Raw genomic sequence first — 15,472 nt, 5'->3', positions numbered from 1 at the left:
CCTGACCGGAGCACGGATCATCCCCGGCTGGCGAGCATCCGGGCATTCTCGATCGCGATGACGCTCTGGTCGGCGAAGGCGCCGGCGATCTCCAGACTTCTCGGGTCGAAGGGGTGCACCCGCTGGCGGTAGATCGTGAACGCACCGATCAGCCGGTCCCGCGCAAGCATGGGAATGGCCGTGAATGACCTCGCGCCACCCAGATCGGCCGTGGCTTCGCGCAATGGATCACCCCGGCGGTAGATTTCCTCCCCGCGCACATCGGCGATATTGACGATGTCGCGACTGGCCACCAGGCGGCCCAGCCCCGTCTCCGCCGCGACCTGGAACGTTCCCTGACCGGTAAGCCACTCTTCGAATGCCGGGGGGATGCCCAGCATGTATTTCGACCGGAACCCCTGACCGGGGAAATATTCGAACAGCACGCCGAACTCGGCGTCACAAAGTTCAAGCGTATGGTGCAGGACGGCGGCGATGACCTTCTCCGGCTCACCATTGGAACTGCTGATGATTCTCAGCACTTCATGAAGCGCGCGTTCCCGGCGGATCGACTCCTCCAGACTGAGGGCAAGCTCCGAAATCAATGCGGCCTGTTCATCCCGGTCGGCCCGGACTGACGGCGCGCCGTTGAGGACCTTGTGCAGTTCCAGTTTCGACGATACGCCGAGCTTGCGATAGATCGCCGCCAGATGTGTGCGAACGGTCAACGGCGAGATGCTCAGCCGTTCCGCGATCCGGTGATAGGTATCGCCGCTGGCGTAGGCCTTTGCAATCTCCGCTTCGCGTGGACTCAGGCGTTCTTCCGGCACATGCAGTTCCCATCTCTCCGCAGTCTGGTCCCTGTCCCGGATGGAACGGGGACAACCATCGGAATGTAAGGCCATACAGCAGATGAACCACGGCAGATACAGCAGATGGTGCAGTCAGGTTACTGCAGTCGGTCGATTTCTGTCCTGCCCGCGATGCCATAGCGTCGGATGCTGGGTTCAGGGCGCGGAGGAGGAACGGAGATGGACAGGCGGTGGATTGTGCTGGCGGCGGTTTTCCTCGCCCGGACGTCGATGGGATACCAGTTCCAGTCGATTGGCAGCGTCGGGCCGTTCCTGATCTCCGAGCTGGCGATCGATCTGGCGGTTCTGGGGTCGCTGATCGGGGCCTACAAGTTGCCGGGACTGTTCCTCGCGATACCCAGCGGCATGCTGGGCCAGAGGTTTGGCGAAAAGTCCCTGCTGGTCCTCGGCATGCTGCTGATGGCCGTCGGTGGTGTCATGTCGGCGCGCTCGGGCTCCGTCGACGTGATGTATGTCGGCCGGATTCTCAGCGGCGTCGGTGCAGTGGCGTTCAACGTTCTCTCGTCAAAGATGATTGCCGACTGGTTTGCTGAACGGGAACTGACGGTCGCCATGTCGATCCATGTCAACAGCTGGCCCTTTGGCATCGCGCTTGGTCTGGCGACGCAGGCGGCATTCGCGGAGGCCTACTCCCTGAGTGGCATGCTGATGATGTCAGCCCTTTTCTGCGGCGCCGGTGTGCTTCTGCTTCTCTTCGGGGCCAGCAACCGGCAGGTGCCTGCTCCCGGCGGCTCGGCATCGCTGAAGTTCGGACTGGGCGGGAGGGAGTTTCTCCTCGTCTCGACAGCGGCAATGATCTGGATGCTGTTCAACGCCAACCTGATCGTTGTTGTCAGCTTTGCACCGGCCTACCTCGTTTCCCAGGGCTATGAAGCCATTGCCGCCGGGCAACTCGCGAGTACCGGCATCTGGATTGGCGTGGTCGCCGTGCCGCTGGGTGGCCTGATCGTGCAGAAATGGATCAATGGCGATCTGTTCATGGTGGCGATGTTCCTCGGGGGGGCCGCTGCCACGATGTCGCTCATCTTTCTGGACGACCGGCTCATCGCATTCATTGCCATCGGGCTGCTTGCCTGGTCTCCGGCGGGGGCGATCATTGCGGTTCCCGTGCAGATACTCTCTCCTGCGAACCGGGCCATGGGGATGGGCATCTTCTTCAGTTACTATTATCTGGGAATCGGCATTCTTCCGTCTGTTGCGGGCTATCTGGGTGACGTGACCGGGGACCCGGCCGCCCCGATCCTGTTCGCGACGGCGCTGCTGCTGCTGGCCCTCTGCAGCCTGATCACGCTGCGACTGCTTCAGCGCAGGACGCTGGTGACATGACGGCCGCCATGGCAGGAAAATGAACGGGCCGGTTCTGCCCATCGCGCGTCTGCTGTCCTATATCTACTCCGACACAGACCATTGCCGTGGACACGCAGACGATGACGAACCTGACCAGCCTCATCCAGGCAGGCACCTGAAGCGATGCACAGGATCCATTTCATTCCCCATGGCGGCGGTCCGCTGCCGCTGATGGGCGATCCGGCCCATGTGCCGCTGGTCGAGGCGCTGACGGCCCTTCGGCCCGGCCTGCAGGGGGCGAAGGCGATCATTGTCGTCACCGCGCACTGGGAGGCGGAGACCCCGTCCTTCAGCAGTTCAGCGGCCCCCGGGATGCTCTACGACTATTTCGGCTTCCCGGAGGAGACCTATCGCCTGAACTATCCCGCGCCCGGCGCGCCGGACCTTGCGGAGGCCGCAGCGGCTGCACTGCGCGTGGCGGGATTCACGCCCGCTCTCGACCCGGAACGCGGTTTCGACCATGGCACCTTCGTGCCGCTGATGCTGATGCGGCCGGAGGCCGACATTCCGGTGCTGCAGATGTCGTTGCTTTCGTCACTTGATCCGGCCCGGCACATCGCGATGGGCCAGGCGCTCGGTCCCCTGCTCGACGATGGGGTGGTGCTGCTGGGTTCCGGTTTCAGCTTCCACAACATGCAGGCGCTGGTCGGTCGGCTGTCGCCACAGCAGAGGGCAGGGGGGCAGCAGCTGGCCAGCGAGTTCCATGACTGGCTGGACAGCGTGATCTGCGATCCCGCCGCCGATGCTGCCGAACGGACCCACCGGCTCACTGCCTGGGCAGATGCCCCCGGTGCCCGCTTCTGCCAGCCCCGGGAGGAGCACCTGCTGCCGCTCCACGTCTGTTTCGGCGCCGCTCAGGCCGCAGGCCTGCCCGCCGCCACCCGCACCTTCGCCGAACCCTTGCTGGGATTCGAGGCGCGGGGCTATGGCTGGGGGTGAGCCGCAGTCTGTCACCAGGGGTGGCATGCCGGGCTTCCGGCGCAATTCTGAAGGGGAGAAGAGACCATGCCGAAGCTGACTGACGACGAGTTCCGGGAGTTCCTCGATGCGAAGGGCATCGTGATGAAGATCGCGGTGGTGCGTGAAGACGGCAGCCCGCTGGTGACGCCGCTGTGGTTCATCCATCGCGACGGGGCGATCTGGTTCACGCCGCGCGAGAAATCCGAGTGGTTCGCCTGCCTGCGCCGCGATCCCCGCGTCGCGCTCTGCATCGACGACCAGAACCTGCCCTATCGCAAGGTGCTGGTGGAGGGCGATGCGGAGCTGGTGCATGATCTGGGCGCCGACGATCTCTGGCGGGATCTCTATCGCGACATGGCGGCGCGCTATGTCGGGCGGCGCGGTGCCAACGAATATGTCGACAATACCATCGACCAGCCACGCGGCCTGTTCCGCGTGGTGCTGGCGGGCGCGAAGGTGAAGAGCTGGCGCCTGCCGCTGGAGGACGAACCGCAGATGGGCATCTGGGCGGACCGCTACTACAAGCCGGGCACCAGTTTCTGAGGTCTGTACGTCAGCCCGGATTTCCGCAGGCGAGCGGTGACGCTTGTCTCATGCCATGCCGGAAGTTCACCGCCCTGTTCGGTCACCGCGCCTTCGTCTGCGTGGCGATACAGGCAGTGATCCCGACACCCCAAAGGAAACCTGTTTGACCGAACAGGCGCTGTGAGGCGCAGCTCTTCGGCGCACTCAATGCTGCTTCGGGTGTCTGGCGAAGTTGTCCAGATGCGTACAAATGATTGCCAATTCTTTGGATTGCTCAATTATTCCGCAGGTGTTGATTTTTTCTGATTAAGATGTCGTCAGAAAATGCGCAGCGAAGACGGCCAACAACAGGAGGTATCTCGGGAAATCCACGTTTCAGGGTGGTGATTTGCTTGTGGCATACATGTTGCCTATCCCCCCGACGTGGCCCGTTTCCAGGGGTTCAGTTGGGTCATCATTTTGCCAGGGGGGAACATTCACTTGGACGTAGCCGTCAAGCTGATCTTCGATGTTCTGGCTTTCTCGTCCATCATGGTGCTTGTGGTGCTGGGACTGGCCGTGATTGCCAGCATGATGGGCATCTTCAATCTTGGTCACGGCGAGTTCGTCCTGCTGGGTGCCTATACGGTCTACATCTTTCGCGAGATGGGCCTCCCCGAATGGACCGGCATGCTCGCCGCGCCTTTCCTGGTGGCGATCGCCGGCCTGGTCATCGAGATCGCCTTCATCAGAAGGCTCTACGCCTCCCCTGTGATCGCCATGCTGGCGACCTTTGCCATTGGTTTGATCATCCGTGAACTGATCCGTGTGCTGATCGGCGGCCAGTACTACGCCATCGACGAGCCGGTTCCGGGATCGGTCTCGCTGCTGGGGGTCGATGTTTCGGCCTGGCGCGCGATCATCATCTTCCTGACCGGTGCGCTGATGGTGGCCTGTTTCCTTTTCCTCACACGGACGTCGTTCGGGCTGCAGATCCGCGGTGCGCTGGAGAACCCCGGTCTGGCGCGCGCGTCAGGCGTCTCCACGACCCGCCTCTACGCCTTCACCTTCGCGTTCGGGGCCGCGCTGGCCGGACTGGCCGGTGCCCTGATGGTGCCGCTCTTCTCACTGTCGGCCGATCTGGGTGTGCGCTTTCTGGTGCAGGCGTTCCTGTCGGTCATGCTGGGCGGTGTCGGCACCTTCGAGGGGCCGATCCTGGGCAGTGCCGTGATCGGCGCCATGGTCCCCGGCTTCCAGTGGCTGCGTGAAATCCCCCTGTTCGGGATCATGGTCGGCGACCTGATCCAGCCCATCGTGGCTGAGGTGCTCGTCTTCATCGTCGCCCTGGTCATCGTCAAGTTCCGGCCGGATGGCTTCATCACAAAAGGGAGAATCTAGAATGGCGAACAAGCATTCAAATGGCGGGGGCGGCATCAGTCGCCGGTCCCTGCTGCGCGGCGCGGGGGCGCTGACTGCGGCAGGCTGGGTGGCCGGCTTTTCCGGTGGCTGGATCCTGCGCCCGAGCCGGGCGTTCGGGGCGGCACCGATCAAGTTCGGCGTCGCGACGGACATTACCGGCGCAATTGCTCCGTCGGGCAATTCCAACTGGCAGGTCATCCAGCTGGCGGCGAAGAAGATCAACGATGCAGGCGGCATCGGTGGCCGTCCGATCGAACTCTATCTGGAAGATACCGCATCGGACCCCAAGGTTGCTGTGGGCAACGTCCTGAAGCTGATCCAGCAGCACAAGGTCGATGTCGTCGTGGGCGGCATCACCTCCGCCATGCGGGAAGCGATCAAGAACCCGATCGTGCGCCGCGGCAAGACGCTGTACCTCTATCCGCAGCTCTACGAAGGTCAGGAATGCACCGAGCATCTTTACTGCACGGGCCCGACCCCGGCACAGCAGTGTGACGAACTGATCCCCTACCTGATGAACACCCTCGGCAAGAAGCGATTCGCCATGCCTTCGGCGAACTACCGGTGGCCGCAGCTGCTCAACAAGTATGCCCGTGCCCTGATCGAGAAGAACGGCGGCGAGGTCGTGTTCGAGGAATATTACCCGCTGGATCAGCTCGAGTACTCGGCGACCGTCGCCAAGATCAAGAGCGAGGGCGTGGACTGCGTGTTCAACACGGTTATCCCGCCGGGTCTGCAGGCATTCACCAAGCAGCTCTACGAGTCCGGCTTCCAGAAGGACGGGGGCGCACATACCTGCGTCTATTTCGACGAGAACAGCGTGAACTACGTGCCTGAGCGCGAGCTTGAGGGTGTCTTCACCTGCCTCGACTATTTCCACACGGTGGACGATCCGGTCGGCGCGCAACTGCAGAAGGAATACGCCGAGATGTTCCCGGGCACGAAGTACCTGTTCACCGCAGGATCGGCGGCCACCGGCGCCTACCGTGCCGTCAAGTTCTATGAGGCAGCGGTGAAGAAGACAGGCGGCGACCTGAGCCGGGAAGCGGTGTCTGCGGCGATCGATGATGTTGCCATCACCGATGTGCCTGGCGGCGATTCCCGCATGGTTCCGGGTACCGGTCACTGTGCGCTGAACATGTACGTCGCGCAGGCCAAGGGCGGCTCATACGAGATCCTGAGTTCAGCCAACATGGTTGCGCCGCAGGAATGCGGCTGACCTGAGCGTGGTGCCCCGGTCTGCACGGCGCAGGCCGGGGCCTTCACGATCCGACGCGCCTTCCCGCAACACGGCATTCGCCTGGAGATGAGACCAAGATGACGGAAACGACCGCCAACCTCGCGGACGACAAGGCAGGCGGCAAGCGACGCCTGCCCCTTTCGGTGCTGCCCATCATCGAACTCGCGATGCTGGCGCTTCTGCTGCTCTATCCGATCCTCATCACCTATCTGACTGCCGAGGGCGAGACGCTCGACTTCAACAACTACTTCGTGGTCCGTGTGACCTCGATCATCCTGCTGGCCATGCTGGCAGTCAGTTTCGACCTGTGCTGGGGCTATTCCGGGATCATGAGTTTCGGGCAGGCCCTGTTCTTCGGCATCGGCGGCTATTTCGTGGCCAAGCTGTCCGAGGAAACCGGAACGACCTCACTGCTGGTCATTGTCCCCGCCGGCATGCTGGTCGGCCTGCTCTCGGCGCTGTTCGTCGGCTGGTTCCTGCTGATCAGCAAGAGGACGCCAACCATCATCTTCGTCGCCCTGGGCACGCTGACCGCCTCGTTCGCCGCCGAGCGGCTGGTCGCGGGCTGGCAATGGGTCGGCGCCGGGAACGGCATGTCGATCTGGGATTTCGCGACAATCTTCGGGACAGAGCTGGAGCCGGGTATCGGCTTCTATTATCTGGCCGTCGCCTTCCTGCTGATCGCCTATCTGGCGAGCCGCTATCTGGTGCGTTCGCAGTTCGGTCTGGCTCTGGCCGGCATCCGCCAGAACGAGCACCGCCTGGCGTTCCTGGGGTACCGGCTGCAGGCCTTCAAGCTGATCGTGTTTTCCTTCGCCGGTCTGATCGCGGGCTGGGCCGGTGCGATCTATGCCTTTCATGAGGGCTTCGTCGGTCCGTCCACCGTCGGTGTGACGACATCGACCTATGCCGTGCTCTACGGCCTGTTCGGTGGTGTCGGTACCCTGATCGGTCCGGTGATCGGGGCAGGCGTCATCGAGGGCCTGACCGTTATTCTCTCGGACAATGAGACGCTGAAAGCCTATTGGCCCATCGCGCTCGGCGCCGTGATGCTGGTCGTCGTGGCCTATCAGCCGACCGGACTGGTGGGACTGCTGGTCAGCCAGCGCGAACGCTTCGGATCCTTCGGCGTCCGGCAGGGCGGGAAATCATCCGGGACCGATGACACCGGAAAGGCAACCGGCAATGACTGAGCCGCTACTGAAAGTCAGCGGACTCGGCAAGGTCTTCGGGACGCTGCGCGCGCTGAACGGTGTCGATGTCGCCGTCCACGCCAATACCTTCCATGGCCTGATCGGCCCCAATGGGTCCGGCAAGAGCACCCTGCTGAAGGCCATCGCGGGTGACCATTTCGCGGACGAAGGTGAGGTCAGTTTCGCCGGCGAAGACGTGACCACCATGTCACCCGCCGAACGGTCCCGACGCGGCCTCAGCCTGAAGTTCCAGATCACCGCGATCCTTCCTGAACTGACCGTCTACGACAATCTGCTGCTGGCCCTGCAGGCGCATCAGTCCCTGTGGGGGCTGTTGCTGTCCAGGTCGCGCCAACGCCTGGACGCGGAGGTCATGGACATGCTGGCGCAGTTCCGGCTCACCGGAAAGGCGCATTCACTGGCTGGCGAGATGAGTCACGGAGAGCAGCAATGGCTGGAGATCGCGATGGCGCTGGCGCTGAAGCCGAAACTGCTTCTGCTCGACGAACCGACCGGCGGGATGAGCCCGGAGGAACGTCGCGTGACCGGCGAACTGCTGGAACCGATCCGGGATTACTGCGCGCTGGTGATCGTCGAGCACGATCTCGATTTCATCAAGGATATCTGTGACAACCTGACCGTGCTGGACCAGGGACAGGTGCTGGATGACGGCACGGTTGCCGAGATCGAGGGATCGACCAAGGTTCAGGAGGTCTACACAACCCGTGTCTGACAAGATTCTCGACGTGAAGAACCTGAACAGCGGCTATGGCCACAGCCAGGTGATCTTCGACCTGTCCATGTCCGCGCCACGTACCGGCTGCGTCGCGATCCTGGGAAGGAACGGTGCCGGAAAGACGACCCTGCTGAAGACACTGGCAGGCGAGTTGAAGGCAATGTCCGGCGACATCGATTTTGACGGCATGGCTGCGGCAGGAGTCGGTACCGAGAAGCGTGTGCGCCACGGCATGGGTTACGTGCCGCAGGAACACGCGGTCTTCGCCAAACTGTCGGTGCAGGACAATCTGAATCTCGGCGCGGTCACGCAGAAGGACAAGTCGGGCATCGACAAGGTGCTGGATTTCTTCCCCAAGCTGTCCCAGCGCCTGTCCCAGCCTGCCGGCACCCTGTCCGGGGGCGAGCGGAAGATGCTTGCCATCGGGCGCGCGCTGCTGAGCAAGCCCACCATGCTGATGCTGGACGAGCCGACCGAAGGCGTCTGGATCGGCGTGATCGAGGAAATCGCGGAGCGGCTGGCCGCGCTGTCGCGCGAGATCAGTGTCATCATCGTGGAACAGCACCTGGAACTGGCCCTTCGGGTCGCCGACTACGTGTACGTGATGGAGCGCGGCCAGATCCCGCTGGAAGGGGAAGCGGAGGCCATCCGCAACGATCCCGCGCTGCTCCGTTATCTCGCCCCCTGATCACAGGAAACCTCCGAGGAGACACATTGTCATGGCTGTAAGCACACTCACCCCCCAGCAGGTCCGCGACGCAGCGGACGAAATGGGACTTTCGCTGACCGATGCGGACGTCGAGTCCTACATTGGCCTGCTGCAGTCCAACATCGACGCCTACAACGTGGTCGATTCGCTGCCGGACTATCTGCCGGAAGTGAAATACCCCCGCACGCCCGGCTACCGCCCCGCGCCGGAGGACAATCCGTACAATGCCTGGTACGTCAAATCGACGGTCGAGGGCGCCCCGGACGGCAAGCTGAAGGGCAAGACTGTCGTGCTGAAGGACAATGTCATGCTGGCCGGTGTGCCCATGATGAACGGGGCGGCGACGATGGAGGGCTATATCCCCAACGTCGATGCGGAGATCGTCACCCGTATGCTGGACGAAGGCGCGATCATTCTGGGCAAGTCACACTGCGAGAACTTCTGTCTCTCCGGCGGCAGCCACACCAACGCGACCGGTCCGGTCCACAACCCGGTGAAGATGGGCTATTCGGCGGGCGGCTCCTCGTCGGGCAGCGCGACGCTGGTCGGTCTGGGCGAAGTCGACATGGCCGTCGGTGGCGACCAGGGCGGCTCGATCCGCATGCCCGCCGCCTATTCCGGCGTCTACGGCATGAAACCGACCCACGGACTGGTGCCCTATACCGGCATCATGCCCATCGAGATCTATGTCGATCACACAGGCCCCATAACCGCCAGTGTCAAGGACAACGCCCTGATGCTGGAAGTCATGGCGGGCAGCGACGGCATTGATCCGCGCCAGTTCGACGTCGAGACCCACCCCTATTCCGAGATGCTGGAAGGTGGCGTCGCGGGCATGAAGATCGCAATCGTGAAGGAAGGCTTCGCCCAGGAGAACGCTGAAGCCGACGTGAATGCCGCCAACATGCATGCCGCCGAGATCTACCGGAAGATGGGTGCGACGGTGGAAGAGGTCTCCATCCCCTGGCATCTGCTCGGCCCGGCAATCTGGATGCCCATCGGGGTCGAGGGCCTGACGCAGACCATGATGTATGGCGACGGCTATGGCGTCAGCCGTCAGGACTTGTATGTCACCAGCCTGATGGATTTCCATCGCAACTGGCGCCAGCGCGCGGACGAGATGTCCGAAACGACCAAGCTGCTCACACTGCTGGGCACGCACATCCGCAAGAACTATGGCAGCCGCTACTACGGCAAGGCCATGAACCTGTCGCGGCAACTGAAGGCAGCCTATGATAAGGTACTGGCCGAGTATGACCTGCTGCTGATGCCGACGGTGCCGCTGAAGGCGACCAAGTTGCCCGCACCCGATGCAACCCGTGAGGAATATATCCAGTGCGCGTTCGAGATGATCTCCAACACCTCACCGTTCGACATCACGCATCATCCGGCAATGGCAGTGCCTTGCGGCATGGGCGACGGTCTGCCGATCTCCATGATGCTGGTGGGCAAGCGCTATGACGAGGCCACGATCTACAAGGCCGCCTATGCTTTCGAACAGGCGGAGGACTGGAAGACGCTGTAGGGCGGAACACCTTGCCGTCGCCTGAGGCCCTGATGGTGGACCGGATCGTTGCATGGCGCGACGATCCGGATACCGCCAGCCGGCTGCATCGGCTGGATCACGACGGCGGTCTGGAAATCCTGATCGTTGCCGAGACCGATCTCGGGCGCAGGCGGTTTCAGGCGACCACCGAGAACGGCAGGCCGGTTCAGGTCGCCCTTCCCAGATCCCAGCGGCTGGCCGATGGCGCGGTCCTGCATCTGGACGCACAACTGGCGCTGGTGGTTCGTGTCGGTGCACCGGACTGGCTGGATCTGGAACCACTCGACAGTGCTGCGGCCCTGGAACTCGGCTATGCTGCCGGCAACCTGCACTGGCGGGTGAAATTCTCCGATGGACGGGTACAGGTGGCGCTCGACAGCGGCGATGCCGAAAGCTATCTCGCCCGGCTTGCACCGCTGGACGGGCGTTTCAGGGTGGTGTCATGACGGACGCTTCGGAACTGCTGGGCGCAATGCAGTTCGCAGACGGCCTGTTCCCGGCTGGCGGTTTCGCTACCTCCAACGGGCTGGAGCAACTGTCGGGCGGGCGGCGTATCCCGGCGTCGCAGCTCGACACATTCTTCGCGCGTGAGATCGAAGGGCGTTTCGGCCCTTTCGAGCGTGTCATTGCTGTGCTTGCGCATCGCGCCGTCGCCGATCCGACGTCCCTGATTCAGCTTGATGCCCGCGTCGAGCGCATGACCTGGGCATCGGCACAGCGTGAGGCTTCAGCACAGGCGGGGCGCGGAATTCTCACCGCAGCGGTCAAACTCGGCCTGCCCGGCGCTGCCGAAACGATGGCACGCGTTCGCGCGGGCCGTCTGCGGCCGCATCAGCCTGTGGCCCTCGGCGCTGTTCTGGCGATGGCTGGTATCTCCGAACAGACCGCACAGCTTGTCGCCGGGCACCGCTTTCTGGCCGGCCTTGCCAACGCGGCGATCCGTCTGGGTCTGACCGGTGCAATAGGTGCGCAACAGGCTGTTACGCGGCACAGGGACGATCTGGCCTGCTGGGCTGGCAAGACCGTGCCCGGTGATGCGCTGCCCACAAGCTTCAGCCCATTCGCGGACATCGCAATGATGCGCCACCGCCGGTCCGATACCCGGCTGTTCGCCACATGAACGGAGGTTTCCGATGAACCTGACACCCACGGAGCAGGAGCGTCTCACGCTCTTCACTGCCGCCGAGCTCGCCCGGCGCTATCGCACGCAGGGGATACGGTTGAGCCAGCCGGAGGCCATTGCGCTGATCGCCGACGAGATCATCACGGCGGCCCGCCGCGATCTGGATCATGCGTCGCTGGTCGAATTCGGCGGGAACCTGCTGACGGCCGACGACGTGCTGCCGGGTGTGGCGGCCATGATCCCCTATGTCTCGGTTGAGGTGAGCATGGCTGAGGGTACCAAACTGATCACTGTGTTCGATCCGATCCAGCCGGGCAGCGCCGCGAGCACCGTGCCTGCGCCCGGTGAGATCCTGCCGGCGGACGGAGACATCGAGATCAATGCCGGGCGGGACAGTGTGGAGATCAGCGTCATCAATCGGGGCGACCGGACCATTCAGGTACGCAGCCACGCGCATTTCTTCGAGGTGAACAGGCAACTGGACTTCGACCGCGCGGCGGCATTCGGGATGCGCCTCGACAGCCCCTCCGGCGCGGGCGCGAAGTTCGAACCGGGGATCGCCAGAACTGTCACGCTGGTTGCTTTCGGCGGCACGCGCACGATGCGCGGCGGCGGGGGGCTGACAGACGGGGCGCTGGATGATCCCGCCGTGCGCGACCGCGCGATGCGGAAGGCGGCGGAACTCGGCTATCTGGGGCTGCCCGAAACCGGAGGTGATGCCTGATGGCCAAGCTCAGCAGGGAAACCTACACCACACTCTATGGTCCAACCGTCGATGACCGGTTTCGCCTTGGGGATACATCCCTGATCGCACGCATCGAAAAGGATCACACCAGTTACGGCGATGAGCTGACCACCGGCGCAGGCAAGGCCATGCGCGACGGCGAAGGCTTCCAGCCCGGCGGCACCTACGAAAGCGGCGCACTGGATGTGGTGATCCACAATGCCATCATCATGGATCCTGTACTGGGTGTGGTGAAGGGCGACATCGGTATCCGGGACGGCCGCATCGTCGGCGTCGGCAAGGCCGGCAATCCCGACCTGATGGATGGCGTGTCGGAGGGCCTGGCGACCGGCCCCAACACGACCGTCATGCACGGCGACGGTCAGATCGTGACGCCCGGCGGAATCGAGGCGCACGCGCACTTCCTGTCGCCGCAACAGGCCTGGCATGCGCTGGCAGGCGGCTTCACCACCATGATCGGCATGTCGCCCGGCCCGCATTTCGATGTGAGTTCATCGGGGCCGAACATCCTGGGCGCGCTGATCCGTGCAGCGGACGAGTTTCCGCTGAACTTCGGTTTCCTGGGGCGTGGCTGCATGGATTTCGATGCGTCGGTCGAATCCGTCGCCGGTGGCGCGCTTGGCGTGAAGATTCACGAGGATTTCGGTGCCTCGCCCGCTGTCATCGACGGTGCGCTGAGAGCCGCCGATGCGCACGACTATTCGGTGCATCTGCACACCGATACCATCAACGAATTCGGCTTCTGCGAGGATACCCTGGCCGCCATCGCCGGACGGACCATTCACATGTACCACACGGAGGGCGCGGGCGGAGGCCATGCGCCGGACCTGATCCGGGTGAACGGTGCGGCCAATGTGCTGCCGTCATCGACGAACCCGACAAATCCGTTCACCAGAGGCGCGCTGGAGGAAGGCATCCCGATGACGATGCTGTGCCATATTCTCAGCTTCGCGATCCCCGAGGATGTGGCGTTCGCGGAGTGCCGCATCCGCCCGCAATCCATGGCCGCGGAGGACTGTCTGCACGACATGGGCGCAATCTCCATCTTCGCGACCGACACGCAGGGCATGGGACGGCTGGCCGAGAACTCGGCAAAGTGCTTTCAGCTCGCCAGTGTCATGCGGGACACCTACGGGCCATTGGCGGATGAACCGTTCGACAATGCGGACAATCTCAGGATCCTGCGCTATCTCGCCAAGCTGACCATCAACCCGGCCATCGCGGCGGGTATCGATGAGCATGTCGGGTCCATCGAACCCGGGAAGATGGCCGATCTGGTGTTCTGGCCACGGCAGTCGTTCGGCGCCAAACCGTCGATGGTGGTCAAGTCGGGAGAGATCGTCTGGTCCGCCATGGGCGATGGCAATGGCAGCCATATCGGAACGGAACCGATCATCCAGCGCCCCATGTGGGGCGCGCTCGGCAGTTCTCGGCGGCACCTGGGCGTGACCTTCGTCAGCAAACTGGCCATGGAAGCCGATACCGAACGCAGGCTGGGTGTCGAGAAGCGCTTCGTTCCGATCAGGTCCGTGCGGTCGCTGGGCAAGTCGGACATGGTGCTGAATGACCGGACGCCGGAGATCACGGTGGATTCACAGACCTTCGACGTCTTCGCCGATGGCCGGAAACTGTGGCACGAACCATTTGCCGAAGTGCCGCTCAACCGACTGCACATGCTCAGATGAGCGGCAACGGGACAGCCGCGCGGGTCGGCATCGGCGGGCCGGTCGGATCCGGCAAGACAGCGTTGATCGAGGCGCTGCTGCCCTTGCTGACGTCGGCGGGAATCGAGACCGCGGTGATCACCAATGATCTGGTCACGCGCGAGGATGCGGACCGGCTGATCCGTCAGAACCTGCTGGGCGAGGGCCGCGTGGTTGCGGTCGAGGCCGGGGCCTGCCCGCATACGGTGATCCGGGAAGATCCCACCCTGAACATGGCGGCGGCGGATGCGCTGGAAGACCGGTTTCCCGATCTTGACCTGATCCTGCTGGAATCCGGCGGCGACAATCTGGCTTCCACCTTCTCGCTGGATCTGGTCGACTGGTGGATCTTCGTCATCGACGTCGCGGGCGGCGACGACATCCCCCGGAAACGCGGGCCGGGCACGATCCAGTCAGACCTGCTGGTGATCAACAAGTCCACGCTGGCGCCGCACGTCGGCGTCGACCTGGACCGCATGCTGACCGAGGCCGAAGCGACACGGCAGGGCCAGCCCGTGATCGTCACCGATTGCCGGTCGGGCCAGGGCGTGAGGGAGGTTGCCGGGTGTTTGAGCCAGGCCGTCCTGTTCCGCAGTCTGTGACGCACCCTGCCGATCTGGATCTCGCCTTCCATGCCGGGCCGGACGGGACCTGGCTGAAACGCCGGCGGGCCAGCTACCCCTATGCGCTCACCGGCATCTACCCGCCCGACCGAAGAGGCCTGACGGTGATGCCCCAGTCGGTATCCGGCGGCCTGTTCGGCGGTGAAGATCTGGTCGAGCGCGCTCACGTCGGCCCCGGCGCCATGGCCAGCATTCACGATCAGGGGGCCCGGACCTGTCATGCGCACCGGGGACGCGGTCCGGCCAGACTGCTGCGGGTCCTGCATTGCGAACAGGGCGGTCATCTGGACTGGTACGGTCAGCCGTCTGTCCTGTTGCCGGGGGCGGACATCGACCTGCAGACTGAGATCGTGGTCTCCGGGAATGCCCGGGTGCTCTGTTCCGACATCTTCGGCTATCACGTGCCCGACGCCGGAGACGCCCATCCGGCCCACTTCCATGCGCATCTGATGATCAGGCGCGAAGGGGTGGGCATCATTGCCGAAAATGCGGCCGACGTGATCCTGTCCCCCGAACTGCCCGACTGGTTCGCGACCCTGATCCTTGTCTGCGATGATCCGGACAGGATCTCCGGGGCCCTGTCCTTCGTGGACGCGCAACCGACACCGGACGGGGTGCTGCTTGGTGCGGACCTCCTGCCCGGCGGGGCTGGACTGGTCGTCATGGCAACCAGCGATCATGCGGGCATACTGACAGCCCACATCCACGGTTTGCAGACCGCAATCACCTGAGAGACTTCAGGAACGAAGGTGCGCGCGAGGCGCTCTTGACCC

Annotated in this window: 16 protein-coding genes; 15 read left to right on the top strand and 1 reads right to left on the bottom strand. The window is 63.6% G+C overall.

Features of this window, described 5'->3' with window-relative positions; translation table 11 throughout:
* Positions 1-17 precede the first annotated feature (17 nt).
* The gene (locus QGV55_RS13205) at positions 18-809 is read right to left on the bottom strand and encodes a LuxR C-terminal-related transcriptional regulator (protein ID WP_281016321.1); all 792 of its coding nucleotides are present in this window, start codon (positions 807-809) and stop codon (positions 18-20) included.
* 201 nt (positions 810-1,010) lie between these two features.
* Here QGV55_RS13205 and QGV55_RS13200 point away from each other — a divergent pair, with 201 nt between their 5' ends.
* The 15 genes from QGV55_RS13200 to QGV55_RS13130 all read left to right on the top strand — a co-directional run bounded on the left by QGV55_RS13200 (position 1,011) and on the right by QGV55_RS13130 (position 15,430).
* Positions 1,011-2,177, top strand: a complete 1,167-nt coding sequence (locus QGV55_RS13200; RefSeq protein WP_281016323.1) for an MFS transporter — start codon at positions 1,011-1,013, stop codon at positions 2,175-2,177.
* A 144-nt stretch (positions 2,178-2,321) separates the two neighbouring features.
* On the top strand, positions 2,322-3,137 hold the full coding sequence (locus QGV55_RS13195; RefSeq protein WP_281016324.1) for a class III extradiol ring-cleavage dioxygenase: 816 nt from the start codon (positions 2,322-2,324) through the stop codon (positions 3,135-3,137).
* A 66-nt stretch (positions 3,138-3,203) separates the two neighbouring features.
* Entirely contained in the window at positions 3,204-3,701 is a 498-nt protein-coding gene (locus tag QGV55_RS13190) for a pyridoxamine 5'-phosphate oxidase family protein (protein ID WP_281016325.1), read from the top strand.
* 462 nt (positions 3,702-4,163) lie between these two features.
* Entirely contained in the window at positions 4,164-5,060 is an 897-nt protein-coding gene (locus QGV55_RS13185) for a branched-chain amino acid ABC transporter permease (RefSeq protein ID WP_281016326.1), read from the top strand.
* Position 5,061: 1 nt separating this feature from the next.
* On the top strand, positions 5,062-6,300 hold the full coding sequence (locus tag QGV55_RS13180) for a substrate-binding protein (RefSeq protein WP_281016327.1): 1,239 nt from the start codon (positions 5,062-5,064) through the stop codon (positions 6,298-6,300).
* Positions 6,301-6,398: 98 nt separating this feature from the next.
* Positions 6,399-7,514, top strand: coding sequence for a branched-chain amino acid ABC transporter permease (locus tag QGV55_RS13175; protein WP_281016328.1), 1,116 nt, complete (start codon positions 6,399-6,401; stop codon positions 7,512-7,514).
* The gene (locus tag QGV55_RS13170; RefSeq protein WP_281016329.1) at positions 7,507-8,247 is read left to right on the top strand and encodes an ABC transporter ATP-binding protein; all 741 of its coding nucleotides are present in this window, start codon (positions 7,507-7,509) and stop codon (positions 8,245-8,247) included. Before QGV55_RS13175 ends, QGV55_RS13170 begins: the two co-directional genes overlap by 8 nt.
* On the top strand, positions 8,240-8,938 hold the full coding sequence (locus QGV55_RS13165) for an ABC transporter ATP-binding protein (protein WP_281016330.1): 699 nt from the start codon (positions 8,240-8,242) through the stop codon (positions 8,936-8,938). Before QGV55_RS13170 ends, QGV55_RS13165 begins: the two co-directional genes overlap by 8 nt.
* Before the next feature lie 31 nt (positions 8,939-8,969).
* A complete protein-coding gene (locus QGV55_RS13160) occupies positions 8,970-10,484 on the top strand; it encodes an amidase (RefSeq protein ID WP_281016331.1) in 1,515 nt (504 codons plus the stop codon).
* A gap of 11 nt (positions 10,485-10,495) precedes the next feature.
* Positions 10,496-10,951, top strand: coding sequence for a hypothetical protein (locus QGV55_RS13155; protein WP_281016332.1), 456 nt, complete (start codon positions 10,496-10,498; stop codon positions 10,949-10,951).
* Positions 10,948-11,625 (top strand): urease accessory UreF family protein, encoded by a 678-nt coding sequence (locus QGV55_RS13150; RefSeq protein WP_281016333.1) that lies wholly within the window; start codon positions 10,948-10,950, stop codon positions 11,623-11,625. The genes QGV55_RS13155 and QGV55_RS13150 overlap by 4 nt, the downstream gene beginning before the upstream one ends.
* A 13-nt stretch (positions 11,626-11,638) precedes the next feature.
* On the top strand, positions 11,639-12,352 hold the full coding sequence (ureB, locus tag QGV55_RS13145) for an urease subunit beta (RefSeq protein WP_281016334.1): 714 nt from the start codon (positions 11,639-11,641) through the stop codon (positions 12,350-12,352).
* The gene (gene ureC, locus QGV55_RS13140; RefSeq protein ID WP_281016335.1) at positions 12,352-14,058 is read left to right on the top strand and encodes an urease subunit alpha; all 1,707 of its coding nucleotides are present in this window, start codon (positions 12,352-12,354) and stop codon (positions 14,056-14,058) included. Before ureB ends, ureC begins: the two co-directional genes overlap by 1 nt.
* Positions 14,055-14,678 (top strand): urease accessory protein UreG, encoded by a 624-nt coding sequence (gene ureG, locus QGV55_RS13135; RefSeq protein WP_281016336.1) that lies wholly within the window; start codon positions 14,055-14,057, stop codon positions 14,676-14,678. The genes ureC and ureG overlap by 4 nt, the downstream gene beginning before the upstream one ends.
* Positions 14,642-15,430 (top strand): urease accessory protein UreD, encoded by a 789-nt coding sequence (locus tag QGV55_RS13130; RefSeq protein WP_281016337.1) that lies wholly within the window; start codon positions 14,642-14,644, stop codon positions 15,428-15,430. Before ureG ends, QGV55_RS13130 begins: the two co-directional genes overlap by 37 nt.
* Positions 15,431-15,472 lie beyond the last annotated feature (42 nt).

This window comes from Minwuia sp. IMCC3009 (assembly GCF_029909415.1).
In the GTDB taxonomy this organism is placed as follows: Bacteria; Pseudomonadota; Alphaproteobacteria; order Minwuiales; family Minwuiaceae; genus Minwuia.
The sequence above is the reverse complement of the archived record's forward strand: the minus strand, read 5'-3'. Positions and strand labels throughout refer to the sequence as shown.

Excerpts from the sequence above, each read along its gene's own strand:
- QGV55_RS13190 (WP_281016325.1), top strand. The coding sequence starts at position 3,204 with ATGCCGAAGCTGACTGACGACGAGTTCCGGGAGTTCCTCGATGCGAAG.
- QGV55_RS13180 (WP_281016327.1), top strand. The coding sequence starts at position 5,062 with ATGGCGAACAAGCATTCAAATGGCGGGGGCGGCATCAGTCGCCGGTCC.
- QGV55_RS13175 (WP_281016328.1), top strand. The coding sequence starts at position 6,399 with ATGACGGAAACGACCGCCAACCTCGCGGACGACAAGGCAGGCGGCAAG.
- QGV55_RS13170 (WP_281016329.1), top strand. The coding sequence starts at position 7,507 with ATGACTGAGCCGCTACTGAAAGTCAGCGGACTCGGCAAGGTCTTCGGG.
- QGV55_RS13195 (WP_281016324.1), top strand. The coding sequence starts at position 2,322 with ATGCACAGGATCCATTTCATTCCCCATGGCGGCGGTCCGCTGCCGCTG.
- QGV55_RS13150 (WP_281016333.1), top strand. The coding sequence starts at position 10,948 with ATGACGGACGCTTCGGAACTGCTGGGCGCAATGCAGTTCGCAGACGGC.
- ureB (WP_281016334.1), top strand. The coding sequence starts at position 11,639 with ATGAACCTGACACCCACGGAGCAGGAGCGTCTCACGCTCTTCACTGCC.
- QGV55_RS13200 (WP_281016323.1), top strand. The coding sequence starts at position 1,011 with ATGGACAGGCGGTGGATTGTGCTGGCGGCGGTTTTCCTCGCCCGGACG.
- ureC (WP_281016335.1), top strand. The coding sequence starts at position 12,352 with ATGGCCAAGCTCAGCAGGGAAACCTACACCACACTCTATGGTCCAACC.
- ureG (WP_281016336.1), top strand. The coding sequence starts at position 14,055 with ATGAGCGGCAACGGGACAGCCGCGCGGGTCGGCATCGGCGGGCCGGTC.
- QGV55_RS13160 (WP_281016331.1), top strand. The coding sequence starts at position 8,970 with ATGGCTGTAAGCACACTCACCCCCCAGCAGGTCCGCGACGCAGCGGAC.